The sequence below is a fragment of the Lactobacillus johnsonii genome (assembly GCF_014058685.1).
Classification (GTDB): Bacteria; Bacillota; Bacilli; order Lactobacillales; family Lactobacillaceae; genus Lactobacillus.
Map to the genome: position 1 here is coordinate 994157 of NZ_CP059055.1, position 24391 is coordinate 1018547.

At 33.8% G+C, this 24391-nt stretch carries 21 protein-coding genes and 1 other RNA gene; 17 read left to right on the plus strand and 5 right to left on the minus strand.

The features are described 5' to 3' along the window. Positions 1-23 precede the first annotated feature (23 nt). The 3 genes from asnS (at position 24) to nth (ending at position 2677) form a co-directional block, all read left to right on the plus strand. Positions 24-1322 (plus strand): asparagine--tRNA ligase, encoded by a 1299-nt coding sequence (asnS, locus tag H0I41_RS04660; protein WP_004897299.1) that lies wholly within the window; start codon positions 24-26, stop codon positions 1320-1322. Between the two features lie 71 nt (positions 1323-1393). Then, positions 1394-2038, plus strand: coding sequence for a DnaD domain protein (locus tag H0I41_RS04665; protein ID WP_011162030.1), 645 nt, complete (start codon positions 1394-1396; stop codon positions 2036-2038). Between the two features lie 9 nt (positions 2039-2047). Beyond that, entirely contained in the window at positions 2048-2677 is a 630-nt protein-coding gene (gene nth, locus H0I41_RS04670; RefSeq protein WP_011162029.1) for an endonuclease III, read from the plus strand. A gap of 71 nt (positions 2678-2748) precedes the next feature. On the opposite strand, the gene H0I41_RS04675 is transcribed toward nth, so the two are convergent. Beyond that, entirely contained in the window at positions 2749-5136 is a 2388-nt protein-coding gene (locus tag H0I41_RS04675; RefSeq protein ID WP_011162028.1) for a PBP1A family penicillin-binding protein, read from the minus strand. A gap of 10 nt (positions 5137-5146) precedes the next feature. Continuing rightward, the gene (gene recU, locus H0I41_RS04680) at positions 5147-5758 is read right to left on the minus strand and encodes a Holliday junction resolvase RecU (protein WP_004894883.1); all 612 of its coding nucleotides are present in this window, start codon (positions 5756-5758) and stop codon (positions 5147-5149) included. 67 nt (positions 5759-5825) lie between these two features. On the opposite strand from recU, the gene H0I41_RS04685 reads away from it, so the two are divergent. The 5 genes from H0I41_RS04685 (at position 5826) to H0I41_RS04705 (ending at position 9860) form a co-directional block, all read left to right on the plus strand. Further along, a complete protein-coding gene (locus H0I41_RS04685; protein ID WP_135014245.1) occupies positions 5826-6389 on the plus strand; it encodes an SLOG family protein in 564 nt (187 codons plus the stop codon). A gap of 205 nt (positions 6390-6594) precedes the next feature. Next, positions 6595-7032, plus strand: a complete 438-nt coding sequence (locus tag H0I41_RS04690) for a DivIVA domain-containing protein (RefSeq protein WP_004897310.1) — start codon at positions 6595-6597, stop codon at positions 7030-7032. Between the two features lie 24 nt (positions 7033-7056). Then, positions 7057-7423: RNase P RNA component class B (gene rnpB / locus H0I41_RS04695), an RNA gene on the plus strand. Positions 7424-7497: 74 nt separating this feature from the next. Beyond that, positions 7498-8622, plus strand: a complete 1125-nt coding sequence (locus tag H0I41_RS04700; RefSeq protein WP_135014247.1) for a THUMP domain-containing class I SAM-dependent RNA methyltransferase — start codon at positions 7498-7500, stop codon at positions 8620-8622. A 5-nt stretch (positions 8623-8627) separates the two neighbouring features. After that, entirely contained in the window at positions 8628-9860 is a 1233-nt protein-coding gene (locus tag H0I41_RS04705) for a metallophosphoesterase (protein ID WP_011162024.1), read from the plus strand. A gap of 48 nt (positions 9861-9908) precedes the next feature. Here H0I41_RS04705 and H0I41_RS04710 read toward each other — a convergent pair whose 3' ends face one another. Beyond that, on the minus strand, positions 9909-11036 hold the full coding sequence (locus H0I41_RS04710) for an acyltransferase family protein (RefSeq protein WP_011162023.1): 1128 nt from the start codon (positions 11034-11036) through the stop codon (positions 9909-9911). Positions 11037-11122: 86 nt separating this feature from the next. Then, positions 11123-12046: a DegV family protein gene (locus tag H0I41_RS04715; protein WP_011162022.1), complete on the minus strand. Its 924-nt coding sequence runs from the start codon at positions 12044-12046 to the stop codon at positions 11123-11125. A 132-nt stretch (positions 12047-12178) separates the two neighbouring features. On the opposite strand from H0I41_RS04715, the gene H0I41_RS04720 reads away from it, so the two are divergent. The 6 genes from H0I41_RS04720 to carB are packed head-to-tail and all read left to right on the plus strand — an operon-like array spanning position 12179 to position 19819. After that, positions 12179-12523: a hypothetical protein gene (locus H0I41_RS04720; protein ID WP_011162021.1), complete on the plus strand. Its 345-nt coding sequence runs from the start codon at positions 12179-12181 to the stop codon at positions 12521-12523. After that, positions 12520-14199 carry a formate--tetrahydrofolate ligase gene (locus H0I41_RS04725; protein ID WP_180320533.1) on the plus strand — a complete coding sequence of 560 codons (1680 nt, stop codon included), beginning with the start codon at positions 12520-12522 and terminating at the stop codon, positions 14197-14199. Before H0I41_RS04720 ends, H0I41_RS04725 begins: the two co-directional genes overlap by 4 nt. Next, positions 14199-14663, plus strand: coding sequence for a signal peptidase II (gene lspA, locus H0I41_RS04730; protein WP_011162019.1), 465 nt, complete (start codon positions 14199-14201; stop codon positions 14661-14663). Before H0I41_RS04725 ends, lspA begins: the two co-directional genes overlap by 1 nt. A 14-nt stretch (positions 14664-14677) precedes the next feature. Beyond that, entirely contained in the window at positions 14678-15592 is a 915-nt protein-coding gene (locus tag H0I41_RS04735; protein WP_135014249.1) for an RluA family pseudouridine synthase, read from the plus strand. A gap of 3 nt (positions 15593-15595) precedes the next feature. Beyond that, on the plus strand, positions 15596-16651 hold the full coding sequence (locus tag H0I41_RS04740) for a carbamoyl phosphate synthase small subunit (RefSeq protein ID WP_135014250.1): 1056 nt from the start codon (positions 15596-15598) through the stop codon (positions 16649-16651). 3 nt (positions 16652-16654) lie between these two features. Beyond that, a complete protein-coding gene (gene carB, locus H0I41_RS04745) occupies positions 16655-19819 on the plus strand; it encodes a carbamoyl-phosphate synthase large subunit (protein ID WP_135014251.1) in 3165 nt (1054 codons plus the stop codon). A gap of 72 nt (positions 19820-19891) precedes the next feature. Here the strand turns inward: carB and H0I41_RS04750 are convergent, their stop codons facing one another. Next, on the minus strand, positions 19892-21583 hold the full coding sequence (locus tag H0I41_RS04750; RefSeq protein ID WP_011162016.1) for an Rqc2 family fibronectin-binding protein: 1692 nt from the start codon (positions 21581-21583) through the stop codon (positions 19892-19894). Between the two features lie 187 nt (positions 21584-21770). On the opposite strand from H0I41_RS04750, the gene H0I41_RS04755 reads away from it, so the two are divergent. The 3 genes from H0I41_RS04755 to H0I41_RS04765 all read left to right on the plus strand — a co-directional run bounded on the left by H0I41_RS04755 (position 21771) and on the right by H0I41_RS04765 (position 24381). Beyond that, on the plus strand, positions 21771-22181 hold the full coding sequence (locus tag H0I41_RS04755) for a MarR family winged helix-turn-helix transcriptional regulator (protein WP_004894850.1): 411 nt from the start codon (positions 21771-21773) through the stop codon (positions 22179-22181). A gap of 115 nt (positions 22182-22296) precedes the next feature. After that, a complete protein-coding gene (locus tag H0I41_RS04760; RefSeq protein ID WP_011162014.1) occupies positions 22297-23184 on the plus strand; it encodes a DegV family protein in 888 nt (295 codons plus the stop codon). A gap of 84 nt (positions 23185-23268) precedes the next feature. Beyond that, positions 23269-24381 carry a hypothetical protein gene (locus H0I41_RS04765; RefSeq protein WP_135014252.1) on the plus strand — a complete coding sequence of 371 codons (1113 nt, stop codon included), beginning with the start codon at positions 23269-23271 and terminating at the stop codon, positions 24379-24381. Positions 24382-24391 lie beyond the last annotated feature (10 nt).

Sequence of the window (24391 nt, forward strand, 5' to 3'; positions counted from 1 at the left end):
TTAATTAAAAAGGTTGGTAAGTAATGACAGAATTAATCTCAATTAAAGATTCTTCTAAACATGTAGACCAAGAAGTTAAAATGCATGTTTGGTTAACTGATAAACGATCAAGTGGTAAGATTATTTTCTTACAATTACGTGATGGAACAGCATTTTTCCAAGGTGTTATTCGTAAGAATGATGTTTCTGAAGAAGTTTTTGAAGCAGCTAAATCTTTGCGTCAAGAAGCTAGTTTTTACATCACTGGTACTGTTCACGAAGATAAGCGCTCACACTTTGGCTATGAAATTCAAATTTCAGATTTAGAAATTGTTTCTAACAACGAAGGTTACCCAATTGGTAATAAGGAACATGGTGTTGACTTCTTACTCGATAATCGTCATTTATGGTTAAGATCTAAGCGTCCGTTTGCTATTATGCAAATTAGAAATACTATGTTTAAAGCAACTGTTGATTTCTTTGAAAAAGAAGGATTCATTAAGTTTGATGCTCCTATCTTCATGCATTCTGCTCCAGAAGGTACTACACAATTATTCCATGTAGAATACTTCAATAATGATGCTTACTTGTCACAATCTGGTCAATTGTATGGTGAAGCTGGTGCTATGGCTTACGGAAAAATCTTTACTTTTGGACCAACATTTAGAGCAGAAGAATCCAAGGGCCGTCGTCATATGACAGAATTCTGGATGATGGAACCAGAAATGGCATGGATGCACCAAGATGAGTCTTTAGATATCCAAGAAAGATACTTGGCTTACATGGTTAAACAAGTTCTTGAAAATAATGAATATGAATTAAAGATCTTGGGTAGAGATCCTGAAAAATTACGTCCGACTACTGAAGGTAACTTTACTCGTCTTTCATACGATGATGCTATTAAAATGCTTCAAGAAGCTGGTCGTGATATTAAATGGGGTGACGACTTTGGTGCACCTGACGAAGGATACATTTCAGAACAATTTGATCGTCCAGTCTTCATCGTTAACTACCCAACCACAATTAAGCCTTTCTACATGAAGAAAAATCCTGATAATCCTAAAGAATATTTATGTGCTGATGTAATTGCACCAGAAGGATACGGTGAAATTTTCGGTGGTTCTGAACGTGAAGGTAACTACGAAATTTTGAAACAACAAATTGAAGAAGCAGGTCTTAACTTAGAAGATTACCAATGGTACCTTGACTTGCGTAAATTCGGTGGTGTTCCTCACTCTGGATTTGGTATGGGATTTGAACGTACAATCGCTTGGATTTGTAAGTTAGATCACATTCGTGAAGCTATTCCATTCCCAAGATTGATCAACAGAATGCAACCATAATTGATAATCTAATATCATAAATATAAAAAGTTGAACTATTTTAGTTCAGCTTTTTTTGAAAGGAAAATTATATGGCGTCTTTTTCGGCTATTCAAAATGAAGGTTTTACGGTTATTTCTAATAGTCTTTTACGTTACTATCCCTCTTTAAAAATATCTGAAACTGAAGCAATGTTGTTATTGCAGCTAGAATCTTTCAAACAGGAGAAAAAGTTTTTCCCTAGCGATAACAATTTATCAGAGAGAATGAATTTATCTCCGATTGAGATTTCCCAGCTAATTCAAAACTTAATTGATAAAGATTTAATTGAATTGGGGCAAAAAAGGGATGGGGAAGGTCGCATAACTAATTTCTATGATTTAAATCATTTATATCAGAAATTAGATACGCTTATTGATGAGAGGGAAGAATCTTATCAAGATCAAGCTACTTTTAAATCCTCTACATCTACTCAACAATCCGCAAATCCAATTCAAGAGTTGGTAAGACAATTTGAGATAGAATTTGGTCGTCTATTGAGCCCAATTGAAAAACAAGAGATTGCTGCTTGGATTAATATTGATCACTATGATCCAGAAATAGTCAAGCTAGCTCTTAGAGAAGCCATTTTAGCGCAGGTATATAATTTTAAATATGTTGACAGAATCCTCCTAAATTGGCAGCGCCATGGCCTTACTACGCTAGATCAAATTAAAAATTTTCTTCAAAGAAACTAGGTAATTAAGATGGAAGAATTATTATCAGACGATGAAGCACGATTGGTTTTAAAAAGGATTCTTTCTTTATATCCAGATGCTAAAGGAGAATTGAATTGGGACACAAAGTTTCACCTATTATGTGCTGTTTTAATGAGTGCCCAGACCACTGATAAAATGGTTAATAGAACTACACCTAAATTCTTTAAGGACTATCCAGATAGTGCCACTTTAGCCCAAGCAGATATCAAAGATATTGAAAATCACATTCGTACAATTGGTTTATATCGTACAAAAGCTAAACATTTAAAAGAGACAGCACAAATTATTACTGAAAAATTTGACGGTCAGATTCCGAAAGATAAAAAGATTTTGATGACCTTACCTGGCGTGGGAGAAAAAACGGCTAATGTTGTTTTAGCAGAAGGCTTCAAAGTACCAGCAATTGCAGTAGATACACATGTATCTCGTATTTCTAAAAGATTTAATATCGTTAGTGCAAAAGCGACTCCTCATGAAGTTGAGCAGCGGCTTGAAGAATTGCTTCCAAAAGAAGAATGGATTCATACTCATCATGCTATGATTTTATTCGGCAGATATACAATGCCCGCTCGGACTAAAAATCAAGATCCGTATTCTTTCTTACCACCATTAAACTAATAAATAATGTAAAAAAGATCCCAAAGTCGTTTTAACGACTTTGGGATCTTTTAATTTTAGTTTAATTTCAATTATTGATTATTATTGGAGTTATTTCCCTGATTTTGTTGTTGATTTTGATTGTTACCCTGATTATTTGTATTCTGATTCTGTTGTGAATTATTGTTATTATTTTCTGGTTGTTTTTCAGTCTGGCGATTATTATTTTGCGTTTGAGTATTGGAGTTGTTGTTAGAAGTAGAAGAAGATTGTCTTTGACTTGAAGATTGTTCAGCACGACTCGATGATGAAGAACTACTGCTTTGGGAACGAGATTGGCCCTTAGAAGAAGTATCATCTTCTGTATCAACTCGTGTATCAATATCGTCGTCTTCCTCTTTTCGTCTATCAACAGTCACATCACTATACGGATTACTTGGTGCATGACCTTTAACAAATAATTGCCAGCTAGAATTACTTGCATTCGGAGAAACGACTTTATCTTGGGTACCATTAGCAATTCTGCGTCTAACAACTGTGCTTGGTTTTGACCAGTCTTTATTAGCTTTATCACTCATTAAATATGACATCATTTGCTTATATAGAAGTTGAGCAGACGATGAGCCAACACCTGAAGGAGTACCATCTTTCAGATTATCATATCCTGTCCAAATTCCCATTGAATAGAGTTTGGTATAACCAACAAACCAAGAATCTTTTGGTGAATTTTTGTATTGAGGATATCTTACTAACTCTTCATCAGAATATTTAACCGTTCCTGTTTTACCAGCTTCGTATAAGTTTTTAATACGTGCCTGTGTACCCGAACCTTTAGTCATAACCCCTTTAAGCATGTCGGTCATAATATAGGCGGTTGATTCCTTCATTACTCTTGTACCACTACTATCATAATTTCTAGTCAAGCCGTCTGGAGTTTCAATTTTTGAAACAAATTGTGGTTTGTGGTAAATACCGTCATTAGCAAATGCACCAAATGCGCCTGCCATTTGAAGAGAGGATGCATTAGCACCAATTGCAACTGATAGACCAGAATCAGAAGGAACATTAACTCCGAGTTTTCTTGCAAAAAGAGAAGCTCTTGCCACTCCAACCTTGCTTAAAGTTTTAACAGCTGGAACATTTCTAGATTGTTCAAGAGCGTGACGCATAGTCATTTTACCCTCATATTTATTGTCCCAGTCATAAAGTTGAATGTTAGTACCAGGGTAAACATATTTAGAGTCATCTAACATATGAGAAGTTGGCCAGTTAAGATACTCAATTGCAGGACCATAATCTAATACAGGCTTAACAGTAGAACCAGTTGAACGACCAGTTTGAACAGCACGATTTAAACCTAATTGAACTGCAGGAAGTTTACGTCCACCAATAATGGCAATAACATGGCCAGTTCGAGGATCAATAATTGTAGCTCCAACTTGCATCTTATCATTAGTAAATGGAACCGAACCATCATTTACTAAGTCATAAAGCTTTTGTTGAGCATCTTGATCAATATTAACTGTAATCTTTAAGTTATCGTTGTATGGATTAAAGCCTTTACTCTTAACTTCATTAATTACTTCTTTGATGTATGGATCATCTACTTTTCGTAATTCAGAAGTAGAATTATTCTTCTTAGGCTGCAAGCCTTGAGTAATGGGCTCATTAACTGCTTGTTTATATTGAGCTCTTGAAATTTTATCATTTCTGAGCATTGCTTTTAATACAATGTCACGTCTATATTTTGCTTTTTCTGGATAAACATATGGATCATATGTAACCGGGGCATTAGGCATCCCAGCAAGTAGAGCAGTCTGAGCTAAATCAAGATCTTTTAGATCTTTCCCATAGTAATAGTCGGCTGCTGTACCCATCCCGTAATTACCATAGTTCATATAAACTTTATTAATATAAAATTCCAAGATTTGTTCTTTGCTAAATTCTCGTTCTACCTTCATTGAAAGCCATGCTTCTTGAGCTTTTCTACGAAGGGTTCTTTGAGAAGCAGCAGTGGAGAAGACCGATAACTTAACTAATTGCTGAGTAATAGTTGATCCACCTGCAGCTACGCCTTTACTTTTAGCATTAACTAAGACAGACCCAATAATTCTAATTGGATCGAGTCCAATGCCTTCTTTATAAAAACGCCTATCTTCAACAGAGACAATGGCATTTTTAAGTTCTTTAGGGATTTCATTATTATCAACATAGGTTCTTTTTTCTGACCCTAGAGAAAGAAGAAATTTTCCATCACGAGTATACAGACTACTTGTCCCACCACTTTGAAGTTGAGCCTGTGAGATGCTTGGAGCGTCTTTAGCATAGTATGCAAATAAACCTACTCCAGAAACAACTACTAACATTGCTACGATAAAGAACCACTTGATTATTTGTAGCCAAATTCGTTTACGAGGCTTACCTTTTGGGTGAAGCTTAGCCATTCTAGAATTACTTGGCCTTTGATTATTATCTGCCATTCTTTTGTTCCTATCTATCTATAAAATTATCGATTGCATCCAAGTATGGGAGAGTTGGGCGAAATCCACTTTTAATCTCAATTGAATTATCAATTAACTCTTGCAAGGTCATTGAACTCTTATGTGGTGTCTTCCAAGCTTCAATCACAAAACTAGCAGGAGTTACAAAATATCGATTAAGAGTTACGAAGCGAATAATCGTAAAGCAAATTCCTTTTTGCTTTAAACATCTTTCAAGATGAATAATTTGGTGTTCATGGAAGTTCTTTAAAGGAAACAAGCTCTTATTTCTCGTTTCCTTAGCTTCAAAGTCCAAATAGCGTCCTTGATATACGCCATTATAGTCAGTTGTAGAAGCTTGCCTGAAGTAAGCTTCTTTTATAACTGCACGAGATCGTTTAGGATAGTCTACTTTAACAATCTGGACTGGGGTTGGCTTTTTATGAACAACGGCAATATCTTCAAGAAGATAATACTTATTAGACTCATTGATTTGTTGTTCTAGGCTCATTCCACGATCAGAAAATACAACATCTTTACGATGTTTTTGCTTTCTTGGATGTAAAAGGTCAGTTTGATCTTTAGTATAATGTGTTAAACTGCCTGTTGGATATTTTACCATCAACATCACTCCTGTTTAGCATTATAGCAAAGATTTTAAATCATTTTTAGAGAAAGGAAGGATCAGAATGAAGCGACTATGGGTTACCGGATATCGTTCTTATGAATTGGGAGTTTTTAGCGATAAAGATCCGAAGTTGACCGTAATTAAGTATGCTCTAAGCAATTATCTAAAGAGTTTACTTGAAGAAGGAAAGATTGACTGGGTAATTAGTGGGGCAAACCTTGGAACCGAACAATGGGGCCTAGAAACAGCAATTAGTTTGCAGAATGACTATAGTGTTCATACGGCTTTGATGACACCTTATTTAGAATTCTCAAAAGGATGGAATGATAGTAATCAAATGAAATATCAAAACCTTACTGAGCAGGTTGATTTTACAGCTTCTACTTCTGACTATCCTTACATGAGGCCAGTGCAGCTTAAAAACTATCAAAATTTTATGTTAGAACACACAGATCGAGCTCTTTTACTTTATGATCCTGAGCATCCCGGTAAAACAAAATATGACTATGAAGCCATTAAAAAGTATCAAGAAAAAAGTGACTATCAACTGGATATAATTGATTTTTATGACTTACAAGAAGCTGCAGAAGAATATGAAGAAAATCATCGAAAGAATTTTTATTGAAAATAAATATACTCTTTAATTTTTTATATACCTAAGAAAATAAGATTTTTTTTAGATGGTATTACTATTATTGCTTGAAGGATACTTATAACTTATACTAGTTGTATACGATAGAATGAGTGCCATTAAGCTATCAACTAGCTAACATTTTATCGCCTAAATTAAAACAGACGTTAGTCTGTAACTAAGGAGTTTGACGAAACCAATGGCAAGTTTAAATGATATTCAATTAAATCCACAAAGTATTTTAAAAAAGCAATTTAGAACAAAAATGAAGGGATATGATTCTGATGAAGTAGATTCATATCTTGATACAATTATTTCAGACTACAGTACTTTTGCGACTATTATTGAAGATTTGCAAACACAAATCAGTGATTTAAAAGCTCAACAAAAACAGCAAACAGCTAAAAGTACTGCACCTAAGTTAGATTTTAAGAATGAGGAAATTGAAGATGATGTTAAAACTTATACTCCTCAGAAAGTACAAAAAGCTGCTGTAAATAATACTAATGAAGACAAAGAAGCACCGGAATTAACTACTAATGTTGCTATGATTCAACGTATTTCTACTTTAGAGCGTAAAGTTTACAACCTTGAACAAAGAATGAATCAACAAGATAGAACTTACCAAGCTAATTAAAACTATGGTATAATAATTATTGCAAATTTCGAGCGATCGCGGTTAGCTTATGCTAGCTGAGGAAAGTCCACGCACGCACAAGCTGAGATGCTTGTAGTTTTTGTACTCAGCCCAATAAGCTGGGGAACTTGTTTTTACAAGTTACGGCGGAAAAAGCACTAAATCATTTTTGACATGTGTGACTATCCTGAAAAGTGCCACAGTGACGAAGCAGTGAAGGAAACTTTGCTGGTGGAACGAGGTAAACCCTGCAAGCGGGCAACCCAAATTTGGTAGGGGCGCTTTCGTCTAAGTAAATGAACTAAAGACGAGGTCATTTTTAATGAAGATAGATGGTCGCTGAAAATAGGAATTAACCAAATCCTATTGGAACAGAACGTGGCTTATAGAGATTTGTAGGTTAGGGTTGAGCTTTGGCTCAGCCTTTTTTTATAGAAAAATTTATATAGATAGAGAAAATATAAAATGAAAGAATATACATTATATGCAACAATGGGCGCTGGATTTGAAAGTGTAGTTGCAAAAGAATTAAACAATTTAGGTTATGAAACAACAACTGAAAATGGCCGTGTATTTTTTAAAGGAACCCAAAAAGATATTGTAAGAACTAATCTATGGCTGAGAAGTGCTGACCGCGTAAAGATCTTACTAAAAGAATTTAAGGCCACCAGTTTTGACCAATTATATGATGAAGTTTATAGCTATGATTGGGCAGAATTATTACCGGTAGATGCTCAATTTCCTGTAAAGGGAAGAAGCGTCCGTAGTAAGTTACATTCTGAACCTGATGTTCAATCAATTGTAAAAAAGGCTATTGTAGATAAGTTGACCGATCAATATCGAAGACGTGGATTTTTACCAGAAAGCGGGGCCGAGTATCCGCTAGACATCCATCTCTACAAAGACACTGCACGTTTAAGCTTAGATACTACTGGTCAAAGTTTATTTAAACGTGGCTATCGTGTCGAGCATGGTGGAGCTCCTTTAAAAGAAAATTTTGCAGCAGGTTTGATTGAACTAACTCCTTTTGATGGTTCTCATCCCTTTATTGAGCCTATGACTGGTTCCGGAACAATTGCAATCGAAGCGGCTCTTAAGGCAAAAAATGTAGCTCCTGGTATTTGGAGAAAATTTGCATTTGATAATTTTGATTGGTTTGATAAGAAATTGCATCCCGAATTAGTAGAAGAAGCTAAAGCACAAGAAAAAAAGGAGCATGCTCCAATCTTAGCTAGCGATATTGATCAATCAATTTTAGAAATTGCTAAAGTGAACGCGCATAATGCGGGTGTATTACAAGATATAAAATTTAAGCAAGTCGCTGTAAAAGACTTTTCAACTGACTTAGAAAATGGAGTTATTGTTGCAAATCCTCCTTATGGTAAACGGCTTAAGGATCGAGAAGCAGCTGAAAAGATCTATGAAGAAATGGGACAGACATTGCGTCCTCTTACTTCTTTTAGTCAGTACTACCTTACATCTGATCCTCAATTTGAAAAATACTTTGGTGCAAAGGCCACTAAGAAGAGAAAATTCTATAATGGTAATTTACGGACCGACTATTATCAATATTGGGCTAATAAGAGATAACAATTATGTTAACGCAAGATAAGAAGACTAGTTTTTGGGTTATTAGTGATACTCATTTAATTGCAGATAGCTTACATGATCATGGACAGGCTTTTTCACAAATGCAAAAAACTAGTCAGGGTAAAGATCTATACTATCAAGAAACTGCTTTAAGCGCATTTGTAAGAATGGCGCAAAAAAAGAAACCGGCCGCAATCATTGTTACGGGGGATGTAACTTTTAATGGCGAGAGAGTGTCAGCAGAAAAATTCGCTGAGATTTTTAAACCTTTAGAAGAAACACAGCTTTTAGTTCTTCCTGGGAACCATGATATTTATGATGGCTGGGCCAGAGAATTCCGCGGAAAGAAACAATACTACGCTGGTCAAATTAGTCCTAGAATGTGGCGTAATATTTTTAAAACATCCTATAAAAATGCAGTTAGTGTTGATGATGAATCTTTAGCTTATAGTGTTCAGCTTAATCCTGATTATTTGTTGATTTTAGCTGATTCTAATGACTATGGTAAAGAAGAAGCTACTACTGCACCTGCGACAGCTGGCTTTTTAGGAAGAGAGCAACGACGCTGGATTAAGGCGCAACTTCAATATGCTAGTGAGAATAATCTTCAAGTGATTTTTTGTATGCATCATAACCTCTATGCTCATAATCCAGCTGTAAACAAAGGATATGTTGTTGATGATTATCGTGAACTGCGTAAGTTATTAGCTCAATATAATGTGAAATTAGTTTTCTCTGGTCATATTCATGCTCAGAATATTATGTTGCCGCAAGATCCTTGCCCAGCTACCGAAGTTGTAACTGCTAGTTTTTGCTCCAATGATCAAGGCTATGGGGTAGTTAAAGTTTCGCCGAAAGAAGTTAGTTATACTTGTCATCATTTTAAGATGAAGGACTATTTAACTGACAAAGAAAAACAAAACTGGACTTTAACTCACTTTCATGATTATTTAGAAAATATTCAACTAGGAACTATTTCGGCAGAATTAATGCAGAAAAATCTTTATCAAAATCATGATGATTTAGATACTGTCAGAAAAATGGGGCGTCTTTTCGGCGAAATGAATTATCACTTTTTTACTGGAAAAAATCATATTGAAAGTGAAGAATTGCAAAAACTTAAAAAGTCACCAATTTATCAACGTTTAATTGCGGACAACCCACATTATGAATTGTATTTACAAACGTTATACGATATGTCAAATCATGATAACTTGCATGTAAAAATTAAATACTAAAGATAAAAAACTCTGACAACTGCTCCTAGTGGCAATTTTCAGAGTTTTTTAGATATATAGGTGGGTATTTCTAGCTATCATTTTCTTTACTTTTGTCCACCACATATGTAAAAGATACGCAGATGAAAATGATAAGATCCAGGTTAATAACCAGCAACCAAATAAGGTTAAAAATGGATGGAATTTTGCATGATATTGCATAGTTAATCCGTGCCAGATTAACTGATTCCAAAAGACATTAGCAAGATAGGCTCTATAAGCATAAATAGCTAAAAAATGGAATATTTTCAAGCTATTTATTTGTCTTTTACGAACTTGATATAAACAGAAAGCAGCAATTAAGCAAATTACTGCCAAACAGTAAAATGTCATTGATGGTTTATAGTAAGGCGCATTATAGAAATTAAGAGGATAACCGAATTGACTTAATTCATAATTAGTCCAGATGAAGCAAAGAATAAAGATTACTACAATTAACCACCAAAACTTAGTTATAAATTCATTAAAGTACGATCTAAATTGCCATGCTAAACCACCAAAAACAGCATAAATAAAAAAAGAGATAAATACTCGATCTAATAAATACCAGTCATTTTGGTGAACACCATGAAAAACATAATAGTCGTAAAATGCTAACCAGGATAAGTAAAGAATTAAAGTAACAATTGCCACTGCAAAACCACGTTTAATATTATTTCTTACATAGCGACTAATTAACCAGAAAAACGGCATTAGGATAATAAACTGTAGCATCATCGTGTTATACCATAAGTGAGGTGCTGCATTACCATTAATAAATTGCCAGCAAAAAGTACCAAAGCTATTAAACTTATTACCTTGCTGAAGCCATGGCATCCCTAATAAATAAATTAAAGTCCACCAAATCGTTGGTACAAAGAGATTGGACCAATTCTTTTGCAGATGCTTGAAGTAAGAGAAATGACCGTTTAAGTCACTAGTCCTAATAGTCGTGTATAAAATACCAAAAATAAAGGCTGGAGCAGTATATTTAACTAGATTATAAAGAATACCAAAACCAACTTGCGTTTGCTGAGACTGGGGCAGATTAATAATAAGGCTCATAATTGGCTGCGACATGACCGCCGTACAAGCAAAAACTTTTAAATAGTCACCAATATCTGCAATATCGTAACTAGAATATTTATATTTTTTCATAATTAGCACTCTTAAAGTTATAAATTAAAAAGAGAAGCAAATTTAATAAAATTCTTGCTTCTCTTAATTATATTAGTTAAATAGTATCAATCTTCAACAACTTTTGACTTAATATCCTTAATCGGCTTGCCATTTTCATCGAAATAAGAATCTAAATCTCTGCCCCAAATCATAGCCATAGTATGTTGTCCTACATGAACACCAACTACTGGTCCGATAATACTTTGATAAATTTTGACCTTAGGAAAACTACTTTCATAATCACTAACCCATTCAGCTTCTCTTTCTTCATCATCAGCATGAAAAATTGTTAACTGAATTGGATAAGGCATATCAGAAGTTAAACTATCAAAGTCTTTTTTAATATGATTATAGGCACGTTTATAATGTCTCTCTTTGGCAATTGCTGAAATTTTACCCTCATTTTGAACGTCCATAGATAAGATTGGCTTGATCTTTAAAATAGAACCTACGAAACTAGCGGCATTTGATAAGCGGCCTGTTCTTTTTAAATGATTAAGATTGTCTACCATAAATCTAACATCGGTAGTGTTTCTTAAATCCTTTAAGTCATGCATGATTAAATCAATGTCAGCCCCAGCCTTGACTAGTCGACCAGCTAATATTGCAGCATTAGCTTCTCCTGCACAGGTTATTTTACAATCAAAGGGATGAATATTAATTCTGCTTTCTTCATCAGCCACACTTAAAACATTATTGTAAAAGCTAGAAATACCGCTTGAAAGAGTAATGATAATTAGATCGGTATAACCTTCATCAATATATTTATCAACATATTTTTTTACGGTTCCAGTTGAGGGTTGAGAGGTAGTGGGAAGAGTAGAAGAAGTGCTTAGCTTTTCATAGAATTCATGGAAACCAATATCAATTAAATCCAGATATTCTTTATTATCCCAGATGATTGGAATTGGTAAGACATCAATTCCATATTTCTCGCATTGTTCTTTAGTTAAATAAGATGAACTGTCAGTTAAAACGCCGATTTTCATGTTGTTATTTTCCTCCATATTCTTGTCTAATATTATAGTCTAGAACGCTATTTTAAACAAAAACGTAAATCTACTTGATTTTTGTTACAATAGAGGTAATTAACAAATAGGGTGTGACCTAAATTCTAAATTATGAAAAAACATTTTATTTTTTTAGGCGCTGCTGGTGTAATTTATTACTCCTGGCTCCTAGCACTAATTTTTGTAGCCTTTATTGTCGGGTATGAAAGCAATAAAGCTATTAGCTATCCTGCACTTAGCTTAGGAGCTATTTTTGTGGTTATAGTTATTTATACCTGGTTTAATTCTTATTTTCAGAAAGAAGCAAGTGTTTACTGGCTAAAACTACCATATCGTCAGAAACTTCAGCTTCAAAATTTAAAGATTAAGTGGCAATGGAAGGCATTTGTTGTATATGAAGCAAAGAGTAAGATTAATACTTACTTGCTTTTAGCACTTAAAAGAAAGAAGGAATGAATTTGAAGTCAGATATTGAAATCGCACAAGACACTAAAGAATTACCTATTACAGAAATTGCAAAAAAAGTTGATCTTCAACCAGATGAAATTGAACTTTATGGTAATGATAAGGCTAAGATTAGCTGGAAGGGAATTAACAGAATTAAACAAGGTAAAAAGCTTGGTAAGCTAATTCTTGTTACTTCAATTAGTCCTACGCCAGCTGGTGAAGGAAAATCTACTATTACCATTGGTTTAGGGGATGCAATCAGCAACCAACTTCACAAAAATACTTTAATTGCATTAAGAGAACCCTCAATGGGTCCTGTTTTTGGATTAAAAGGTGGTGCAACTGGTGGTGGATATGCACAGATCATCCCAATGGAAGATATTAATTTACACTTTACTGGTGATATGCACGCATTAACTAGTGCAATTGATACTTTGGCTGCTTTAGTTGATAACTATATTTATCAAGATAATAGTCTAGAGCTAGATCCTAATCGTATCTTATTAAAACGTGGAATTGACGTTAATGATCGTACTTTAAGAAAAATCACTATCGGACAAGGTTCACGTTTTAATGGAATAGAACATGAAGCTAGCTTTGCAATTACTGTAGCTAATGAATTAATGGCTATTTTATGTTTAGCAACTGATATTGATGACTTGAAAAAGCGCATTGGAAATATGCTAGTTGGCTTTTCTGTGAAAGATGAACCTGTTTATGTTAAAGACTTAGGGTTTGAGGGGGCAATTGCTGCGCTTTTATCAACCGCATTAAAGCCTAACTTAGTTCAAACACTTGAACATACCCCAGCAATTGTTCACGGCGGTCCATTTGCTAACATTGCTCATGGTGCTAATTCAGTAATTGCTACTAATACTGCTTTACACTTAAGCGACTATGTTTTGACTGAAGCTGGTTTTGGGGCAGATCTGGGTGGCCAAAAGTTTATGGACTTTGTTTCTAACCATTTGGACAAACGTCCTGATGCTGTGGTAGTTGTTGCAACCGTAAGAGCGTTGAAGTATCAAGCAGAAGAGACAACTGATCACTTAGATGAAGAAAATATTCCAGCTTTAGAAAAAGGTTTTGAGAACTTAAAGCGCCATATGGAAAACATGGCTCATTATGGTGTACCTGTAATTGTACTAATAAATAAATTTGCTAGTGATACTGAACAAGAACTATCAAAATTGAAAGAACTTGTTAAAGCTGATGGTTTTGAATGTGAAGTGGTCTCTTACCATGATGAAGGATCAAAGGGCGGAATTAAGGCGGCAGAAAAAGTGGTTGAGTTAACTAATAAAGCTAGTGACTTTACCTCAGTATATGAACCTACTGACTCTGTAGAAGAAAAAATTAGTAAAATCGCTCATAATATTTATCATGCCAAGGATATTGAATATTCTGATAAAGCTAAGGACCAATTAGCAGAAATTAAGAAAATGGGTAAAGACAACTTACCAGTAATTATGGCTAAAACACAGTATAGCTTTACTGATAAAAAGAGTATCTTAGGAGCTCCAAAAGATTTTACACTCCATGTTAAGAATTTAGCTCTTAAAAATGGAGCAGGTTTTATTGTGGTAGCTACGGGATCTATTTTAGATATGCCAGGATTGCCAAAATATCCAGCTGCCTTAGATATTGATGTAGATAATAACGGAAAGATTTCAGGATTATTCTAATGAGTAAAGCTAAACAAGCCTTATATCTAATAGTTTCTTTATTAGTAATCATTGCAGATCAATTATTAAAGAATTATATAGTTACTAATTTTAAAATTGGTGATGAAAAGACCATTATTCCTGGTGTCCTTTCATTTACATATTTACAAAACGATGGAGCAGCTTGGAATATCTTCAGTGGACAAATGATTTTATTTTATTTAATCAGTATTGCCGCTATTGCAGTTGTAATTTACTATCTTTTTAATCCCAAATATAAAAATGGCCTTTTTGATACAGGATTAGCCTTAGTTTTAGGTGGAATCATTGGTAACTTTATTGATCGTTTGCATCTAAAATATGTAATTGATATGTTGCAACTAGATTTTATTCAATTTAATATCTTTAATATTGCGGACAGCGCAATTACAGTTGGAATTATCTTAGTTTTTATCTATCTAATATTTATAAGCGAAAAAGACTAAAGGACGAAGAGTAAATGACTAAAAATTATAAATTAGTAATTGATGACGAAAAAGGACGTTTAGATAAGGTAATCGCTGAGAAAATTACAGATTTAAGTCGAACTAAGATTAAGGAATTAGTTAATGATAAAAATATTTTAGTTAATAATAAAGCTGAAAAAGTATCTTATAAAGTACAGTCTGGGGATGTAATTGATGTTACTATTCCGCCTGTTAAACCATTATCATTAGAAGCTGAAAACTTACATCTTGATATTGTTTATGAAGACTCGGATGTGATTGTGGTTAATAAGCCTCAAGGGATGGTTGTTCATCCCTCAGCCGGTCATCCAGATCATACTTTAGTCAACGGATTACTTTATCATACACGTGATTTAGCTGATAGTCCTGAAGGGTTTCGTCCAGGGATTGTGCATCGAATTGATAAAGATACCTCTGGTTTATTAATGATAGCTAAAAATGATAAAGCACGTGAAAGCTTAGAAAAGCAATTAGCAGAAAAGATAAATAAAAGAGAATATTTGGCAATTGTTCATGACAACTTTGAAGTAAAAAATGGCGTAATCAATGCTCCGATTGGTAGAAATCCAAATAATCGAAAGCAAATGGCGGTTAATCCAAAGGGGAAAGCTGCAGTTACACACTTTACAGTACTAGAGCAATTTAAAAATTATAGTTTAGTCAAATGTGTACTGGAAACGGGTAGAACGCATCAAATTAGAGTGCATATGAAGTACATCGGTCATCCATTAGCTGGCGATCCCTTATATGGCCCAAAGAAAACCTTGTCAGGTCATGGACAATTTTTGCATGCCAAGACTTTGGGATTTTATCAACCTTCTACGAATGAATGGTTGGAATTTTCTGCACCATTGCCAACAATTTTTGAAAAACAATTAAAGAATTTACGACAAGAAATGAAGCAATAGATTATGAAAAGATATTTAATTCTTGAAGACGGAACTGCATTTTCGGGACACGGTTTTGGTGCTCCCATTACTGCTACAGGGGAGCTCGGTATTCAAACAAGCAATTTTGGATATCAGGAAGCAATTTCCGACCCTGCCAACTTTGGTAAGATTTTGGCTTTTACTACTCCAATGATTGGTGGAAGTGGTATTAATGCAATCGACTATGAATCAATTGATCCGAGTGTACGTGGAATAATTGCTAACGATATTGCTTTTCATATTTCTGCTAATCCAACTTTTCAAGATTTAAATGATTTTCTAAAAGAGAAAAGAATTCCAGCAATCTACGGTGTTGATACCCGCGCTCTAGTTCAAAAATTGAAGAATAAGCGAGTTATTAAAGCGTCTATTATGGATACAGATGATGCACATGCTTTCGATCAAATCAAGGCCCTAGTTTTACCAAAAAATAAAACGGCACAAATATCTACAACGCATCCTTATGCTGCCCCAAATATTGGCAAAACTGTGGCTGTAATTGATCTTGGTTTAAAGCATTCACTACTGCGATCCCTTTCTTTACGGGAAATTAATAGCGTAGTTTTACCATACAATGCATCAATTTACGACATTATTAATCTTCGAGCTGATGCAATTGTTATTTCTAATGGACCAAGTAGAGTAGAAGAAGTTGCACCATTTTTAAAACCAGTATTTGATAAGTTTTACGGGAAATTACCTATTTTAGGAATTGGCTTAGGCTTTTTAGCAATTAGTAATTATTTAGACCTAGAACTCTTGGACTTAATTCCAGCCTATAATGGTAGTAATTTTCCAGTTATTGAACAAACTAATAATCGAATTTGGCAAACTGCAATGAATATTGATCAACTAGTAGTACCTGATAGTTTATCTTTGAATCTTTCACGTAAATATTTTGATTTAAGATCGGAGTTATTAGCAGGCTACAGTATCAAAAAAGATAAAGTTTTAGCAACTGCCTTTAATCCAGAAGGCTCACCAGGTAATTTTGATGCAGCCAGCATTTATGATCAGTTTTTGAATATGATGGAGTAGACTATGCCTTTACATAATGAAATTAATAAAGTTCTTGTTATTGGAGCGGGGCCAAGTATTGTTGGAGAAGTAACAGAACTTGATATTCTTGCTAAACAAGCGTTAACGGCTTTTGAAGAAAGTAACGTACAAGTTGTATTGATTAATCCCAATCCTGCAACCGTCACAACAGATCCGCATCCTAATGTAAATGTATATCTTGAACCAATGACGTTGCCTTTTGTGAAGCGAATCGTTCGGATGGAGAAGCCAGATGCTATTATTCCGGCTTTTGGGGGCAAACCGGCTTTAAAACTTACCAGTGAATTATTAGAGTCGGGCATCTTAACCCAAATGAATATTGAGTTACTAACTATTAACAGCTTGGCATTGAGTCTATCAGCTCCTCATAATTTCTATAGTTTTCTTAAAGCAAATAAGATTGCGGTGGCCAATCAATGGCTGTTAGAAAAAGAAGAGGACTTAAGGCGAGTAATTGAACATGCTCATTTTCCTTTGCTTTTATCAAAAAAGCAGCATTATCGCCCCGATAGCATGATCTCTCTAGAAAATCTAGCTCAATTAGAACAATACTTCTTAGATGAAGAATCCGATGACCATTTTAATTGGAAAGATTATCGTTTAACTGAAGATTTATCGAATTGGGAAGAATTAATTTTTGATATTGTTCGGGATAATAATGGAAACTTTGTATTTGTAGGAAATATTGGCAGTTTAGAACCAGTTGGTATTAACTCTTCGGATTCTTTATTAGTGACGCCAATTTTAACTAGAAATAATAATCAAATTCAGCGCTTAAGAAATTGCTGTCGAAAGATTGCTAATTGTCTTAATTTACATGGAGCTTTGAGTATTCATTTTGCTGTTAAGCAAAGTGGGGAAGACTTTAATTTTAAAGTATTAAGTATTAAGCCCCGTTTGACTCAGAGTAGTTTGCTTTCTTATAGAAGTGGCGTATATTCTATTGGATATGTAACGGCCAAAATTGCACTTGGCTATAATTTAAATGAAATTACCGATCCACAATCTGGAATTTCTGCTTCTGTTGATCCCGTGCAAGATGCTTGCTTTGTAAAATTACCTTATTGGTCTTTCACAGAAGCTGGTTATAATCACTACACTCTTAATAATAAAACCACTTCCGGAGGCCAAGCTCTAGGAATTGGTCGTAATTTTGAAAGTGCATTTTTAAAGGCTCTCCAGTCAACTACTGGTTTTTCTAATAATGTTAAGACCTTTAAAAAGGAATATAAAAAAAGCGAAAAAGAATTATTGCAAGATCTATCGAAGCCTAATGAAATACACCTAATTACACTATTAGCCGCGATAGCAAAGGGAATTAATTACCACACTCTTCACCAGCTTTTACATATTCATTTAGTATTTTTGCAGAAGTTTAATCATATTTTGATTTTATTAAAGAAATTACGTAATGATGAACTTACAGCTGATTTAATGCTGAAAGTAAAGAAAAATGGTTTTTCTAATCGATTAATTGCTGAAATTACGCAGCGAGATGAAAAATCAATTGCTGATTTATGTAAAAAATGGTCAATTAAGCCTAGCTATATTGAAATTGATGGAACAGCTGGATTAATTCATCCTAATATTCAAGCTGTTTACAGTAGTTATGGAATTGAAGATGAAATAATACCACTATCTAATTCGAAAAAATGCCTTCTTTTAGGATTAAAACCATTTCAAGTATCTCTAACTGGAGAATTTGATTATATGCTCTACCATGCTGCCAAGACCTTAAAAGAGCAAGGAATTAGTCCTGTGATTATTAGTAATAATCCAGAAAGTGTGAGTGCAGCGTATGATGTATGCGATCGAATTTACTTTGAACCAATTACTTTAGAAAATATTCTTGAAGTTGCATGGAAAGAAAATATCAAAGAAGTGGTAACGCAATTTTCTGGCAAACAGATTAATGAATATCGCAGTTCACTCTTAGAACATGGGCTAACAATTTTAGGTCAGCCTAATTTGAAGGAAATTCTAAGGGAAGATCATGCAGACGAAGTATATCAGGCCGGCGTTAATCCAGTCCCAGCTCTTCAATGCGACAATGAAGAAAGCATTTTAGCTTTTGTTAAAAGAAATGGTTTTCCAGCTTTAATTGGTGGTACAAGTAACGGTAAGAAGCAAAAATCTGCTGTGGTCTTTGATTTACCAGCTTTACAAAGATATATTGCTGAAAATTCATTAGAGCATATGAATGTTTCGAAGTTTATTGAAGGTAAAAAGTATGAAGTGACTGCTATTTCTGATGGTAAAAATGTTACTATTCCCGGAATTATTGAACACTTTGAACAGACCGGCTCACATGCCAGTGACTCCATAGCTGTCTATCGTCCACAAAATTTATCAACTAATGATCAGCGTAGATTACGTGATAGTGCAATTAGTATTGCCACTAAACTTAATTTAAGAGGACCAGTTAACTTACACTTTTTACTAGCTAATGATCAAATCTATTTATTACAAATTAAAAGTTACTCTGGACACAATGTAGCTTTTCTAACTAAAGCACTAAAAAAAGATATTACAGCTATAACAATGAAAGTTTTGTTAGGAAGTACATTGTCTGAATTAGATCTTCCAAGCGATATTTGGCCATCAAACGACTTAATTCACGTTAAAATGCCCGTCTTTTCTTATTTATCATATAGTAGTGAAAATACCTTTGATTCTAAGATGAAGACCTCTGGTAGTGTGATGGGACGAGCCAAGCATTTGCCGACTGCCTTGTTTAAAGGATATGAAGGCAGTGATTTAATGATTTCAACATATGGTACTGTCTTTATTTCGGTTAAAGATTCTGAAAAACATAATGCAATTAAAATAGCTGCACGTTTTCATCAGTTAGGTTTTAAGCTTTTAGCAACTGAAGGTACTGCAAATGTATTAGCTGAAGAGGGAATAACAACAGGAATTATTGAAAAGGTTCAAGAGGGAAGCAATAGCTTACTTGAAAAGATAAAGCAGCATCGAATTAATCTAGTAATCAATGTAACCAGTTTATCCGACTCTGCTAGTCATGATGCAATTATGATTAAAGATGCAGCTTTAAGCACACATATTCCTGTTTTTTCTAGTTTACAATCAGCGCAAGATGTTTTAATAGTACTTGAAACTTTAGCAATGACTACTCAGCCTTTGTAAAATTAAATATTATTTATTATGTAAATTTAGAGACTATAGAAAAAGCGCTCATTTTGATATGAACGCTTTTTTCTATATTCTTTTTTCTAAAATATCTTTTTCATTGGGAGTGACTTCGATTGAATTCTGACCAGTATAAATGACAAAACCTGGCTTAGCTCCATTAGGCTTTTTAATTCTTTTAACTTGCACATAATCAACTGGGACGTGACTAGAATTCTTTCCTTTAGAGAAATAGGCAGCAATTTCAGCTGCTTCTTTGATATCTTCATCACTTGGGGCACTATCTTGTAAAATGACATGAGAACCGGGCATATTTTTAACGTGGAACCAGTAATCACGTTTATCCGCCTTCTTTAAAGTTAGCCAATCATTTTGATAATTATTTTTACCAACTAATACTTTTTTACCATCACTTAGTTTAAAAGTATTCAAATTTTTTTCACTAATCTTTTTCTTCCGATGACGATTATGATTTTGCTCTTTTAGATAGCCTTGATTAATTAATTCATCGCTAATTGCATCAATATCTTGTGGATCCGCATTATCAATTGCAGTTTGGATAGAATCAAAGTAATCTAAGTTCTCATTTGCTAATTTAATTTGTTCATTAACATGTTTAATTGAATTACGTAATTTTTGATAACGAGTAAAGTATTTTTGGGCATTTCTAGCAGGTGAAAGTGCGGGATCAAGTTTTATTTTTAAGGGCTTATTATTTTCATAATAATTTGGTAGATCAATACTTGTCATCCCAGCCTTTACTTCATGAAGATAAGCATTAAGTAATTCACCCTTAATTCGATATTCTTCAGAATTCTCGGCTTGATCTAATTGCTTACGTAACTTAATAATCTTCTTTTTAAGTTTTTTAAGCTCATTATTAACAATATTTTCAATTCTTTTAGATTTTTGCTTTACCCATTCACGATTAGCCTGATCACGATAAAACTCGTCTAATGTTTTATTGACATCGTCATTAGAATAAATCAAATTTAATTCTAGATGATATGGTAGGTAAGTATATACACGATCCTTATGCTTAATGGTCTGTAGCACATATCCTTTTGGCCTATTAAATTGATTAAAAAATGTCTGTAAAGAACTATATGAAAAATCGTCTTCTAAGTAACCAGTAAATTCTTTTTTATCGTCTCCGTCTAAACCATTAAATTGTCTTACAAAATCTGCTGGTTCAGGATACTTTTCCTTTAAGTCATTGAAGTTGTCAGCACAAAGATCAAAGCCATTGATTCCTGGAAGAAGAGGAGGCAGTTCATAAGGTGCATGTGGAAGTAATAAGCGTGCGCGGTTTTCATCAGGATTGATTCTTTTAAGCAAATCAATAATTTTATTATTATCCGCATTATATAAAATCACATTACTATGTCGTCCCATCAATTCTACCGATAAAATAAGCTGCATTTCATCTCCTAATTCATTTCGATTAGAAAAATGAAAGTTAACTATTCTCTCAACACCGATTTGTTCGATTTTTTGAAGAACTGATCCTTCTAAATATTTCCGCAAAACCATAACAAAAGTAGGAGCAACGTCAGGATTTGCAATTGTATCATTTGTAATATAAAAGCGTGGATTTTGAGCATTAGCAGAAATCAGCAAACGCTGATTCTTACGATCTTTCCTGAAATTTAAAACTAAATCTTGTTCAAATGGTTGGTATATTTTAGTAAGTTTTCCTCCAACCAGAGTAGGGGAGAGATCTTGCAGAAGACTATGAATAAATAAACCATCAAAAGCCATAAATATCCTCCTTTAAAACAGTATATTTAATTATACTCTTTAATCTCTTGAATTTCCTTGATAAATATATATGTGATTTTTTCACTAATATTGTTAATTTTTCACGAATCTTGTGAAAAATTAAATTATGTCTTAGAATTATTGTTGATTAGAAAAATGGGAAAATTAAGTATAGGTGGTAAATAAAATGAATGTCTTAATATTTAATAGCGTTAGTGAGAATATTAAGCGAGTGATTAATAAAAAGTGTGGATTAAACCTCTCTCAAACTCGCTTATTACTATTCTTTGATCATCATCAGAACGAGACTTTGACGATGGGAGAATTAGCACAGGCATTAAGTATATCTCTTTCGACCCTAAGTAGACAAATCAAGCAGAAAAAAACTGCTTCTTTAATTAAAGTAGAACGTTCAAAGAAGGATTCTAGCAAATCTTTAAATTTAAACAATGAAGGATTAGCTAAAGCCCAAGAATTAAAAAAAGTTCTTTCTCAAATTGAAGCACAAATTTTTTCTAGTTGGAGTGAAGAAAAAATACAGGATTTTGATAGTAAATTACAAATTATTGTTAATAACCTTGTAACAGATGAAGTATAAATCATCGATTATGTTTAAAAAACGTTGGATTTTATGATATAATTTCATTTTGATAAGTAGTATTGCAGCATGCAACTTAATGCTGCCATTTTAATTTTAAGGTAGGTTTTCACACGTGAAGATAGCACTCATTACAGATAGTACTAGTGATATAAGCCCAGAAGAAGCCAAGGCCAATGATATTACAGTAGTACCTATTCCGGTTATTATTGGAGATAAGCAATACATGGATGGGGTAGATATTACTGCAGAGAAGCTTTTTGAGCTAGAACGCGATGGAGCACCTTTTCCTAAGACTTCGCAGCCTAGTCCGGGTACTATGCTTGAATTATGCCAAAAATTGAAAAATGAAGGTTATGAAGCTATTATTGCTATTCCCTTAACATCTGGTATTTCTGGCTTTTATAACAGTTTAGTTACTTTAGCTCATAATCATCCTGAATTTAATCTTTATCCTTATGATCCAGCAATGACCGTTCGTTCAATGGGAAATCTAGTGCTAGCAGCTGCTAAAATGATTAAAAATGGTTGGGAACCTAAAGAAATTCTATCTAAGTTAGACGAAATTAGAGATACAATTGATGTTCTTTTCGTTGTAGATGATTTAAATAACTTAGTGCGCGGCGGCCGTTTGAGTAATGCGAGTGCTTTTATTGGTACCATGCTTCAAATTAAGCCACTTTTAACATTTAAAAAGGATGATTATCAAATCGTAAGTTTTGATAAAGTTCGTTCCATGAAGAGAGCTGTTAAGAAGGCTGAAAATATCACTATTGAGCGAATTAATAATTCGCCTATTAAGGATAAATTGTCATTAGCAGTTTATAATTCTAATGATTTAGAGCAGGCTACTAAGGTTAAAAATGATTTTCAAGCTGCTTTCCCTAATATGACCATTAAAATGTTCAATTTTAGTTCCGTAATTGCTACCTATTTAGGAGAAAAATCTCTTGGTATTACTTGGATGGCAGACATAGATAAAATGGACTTTAGTAAAAAATAATCATATCAAAAATAGGAGAGCTAAAGTTGCTTTCCTATTTTTTTAATAAAGTAAATTACATGAACTTAAAACGAGAGTGATTAAATGAAAAATAAGTTTTTAAAAATATTAGGACTAGTCGCTGGTATTGGTCTAGGACTGGTAATCGTTTTTCAAGTTATATTAGCTATGAACACAAGTGCTATTAAAAGTAGTAGTCCTACCGCTGTTAATTCTGCTACAAGTAATAGTAGTGACAAAGAAATTATTGCAGAAGCACTCAATACCGATTTCAAAAGCTATAAATTTAATGTAAAGAATTCACCCGGAATTCAAGCTACAAGAACTTGGACTGGGGAATATCAAAATGATCCACTTAAGGCACAAGCTAAAGTTGATAAGACATCTATGTGGCTAAATGAAGACAAAGTATATCAAAAAATGTGGGATAATACTGGTAGTCCAAAGTGGAAAGCTTCTTCTACTATGACTCCTAATAAAGTAGTTAGCCAATTCGACCCAGCAATTATTTTAAGCGGAAGTAAAGCAATTAAAGGTGATATGAAACTTAAGAAATCTGGCTCTATCTATCGCGTTAGCTACAGTGGTAATAATCTAAAGTTCTGGAATAAGACCCACAGTAAGCTAATTAAAAAGCTTAAAGGTAATGCATCTGGATTAGATAATGAGGGAGCACTTAAAAGGTTAAAGGTTGAATATACCTTAAAAGAAAAGGGCGGCCACTTAGTCTTGACGAGCTTTTCATTCTACTTGCGTTTTGCTTATGCTGGATACGATATTTCTCAAGAGGGGACATATACAGAAATCAATGCAATTAAGGTAAGTACTCCAAAAGCATTGAGAGCTAAGACAGCCACAAAGAAGAGTCATAGAGTATACCATCCAAAAGCTGATGATAGTTTTGATATTGATATTGATTCTGGAAATTCAAATACTCAATCTAGTCAATCAAGTGAAAGTTCTTCAAGTAGTAGCCAACAATCTAGTTCATCGCAAAGTAGCAAATCAGAAGAACATAACGAGGAAAGTCAACATTCTCAAAGTCAAAGTAGTACATCAACCCAATCCTCTGATAATAAAGAATCTAGTCAACAATCACAAGCCAATAATAGTAACAACAGCTCAGATACTAACCACAATAATCAAGGACGAGCACAAAACAACCAACAATCTGCTGCTAGTCAGCAAAGTCATTAATTAAAAAACG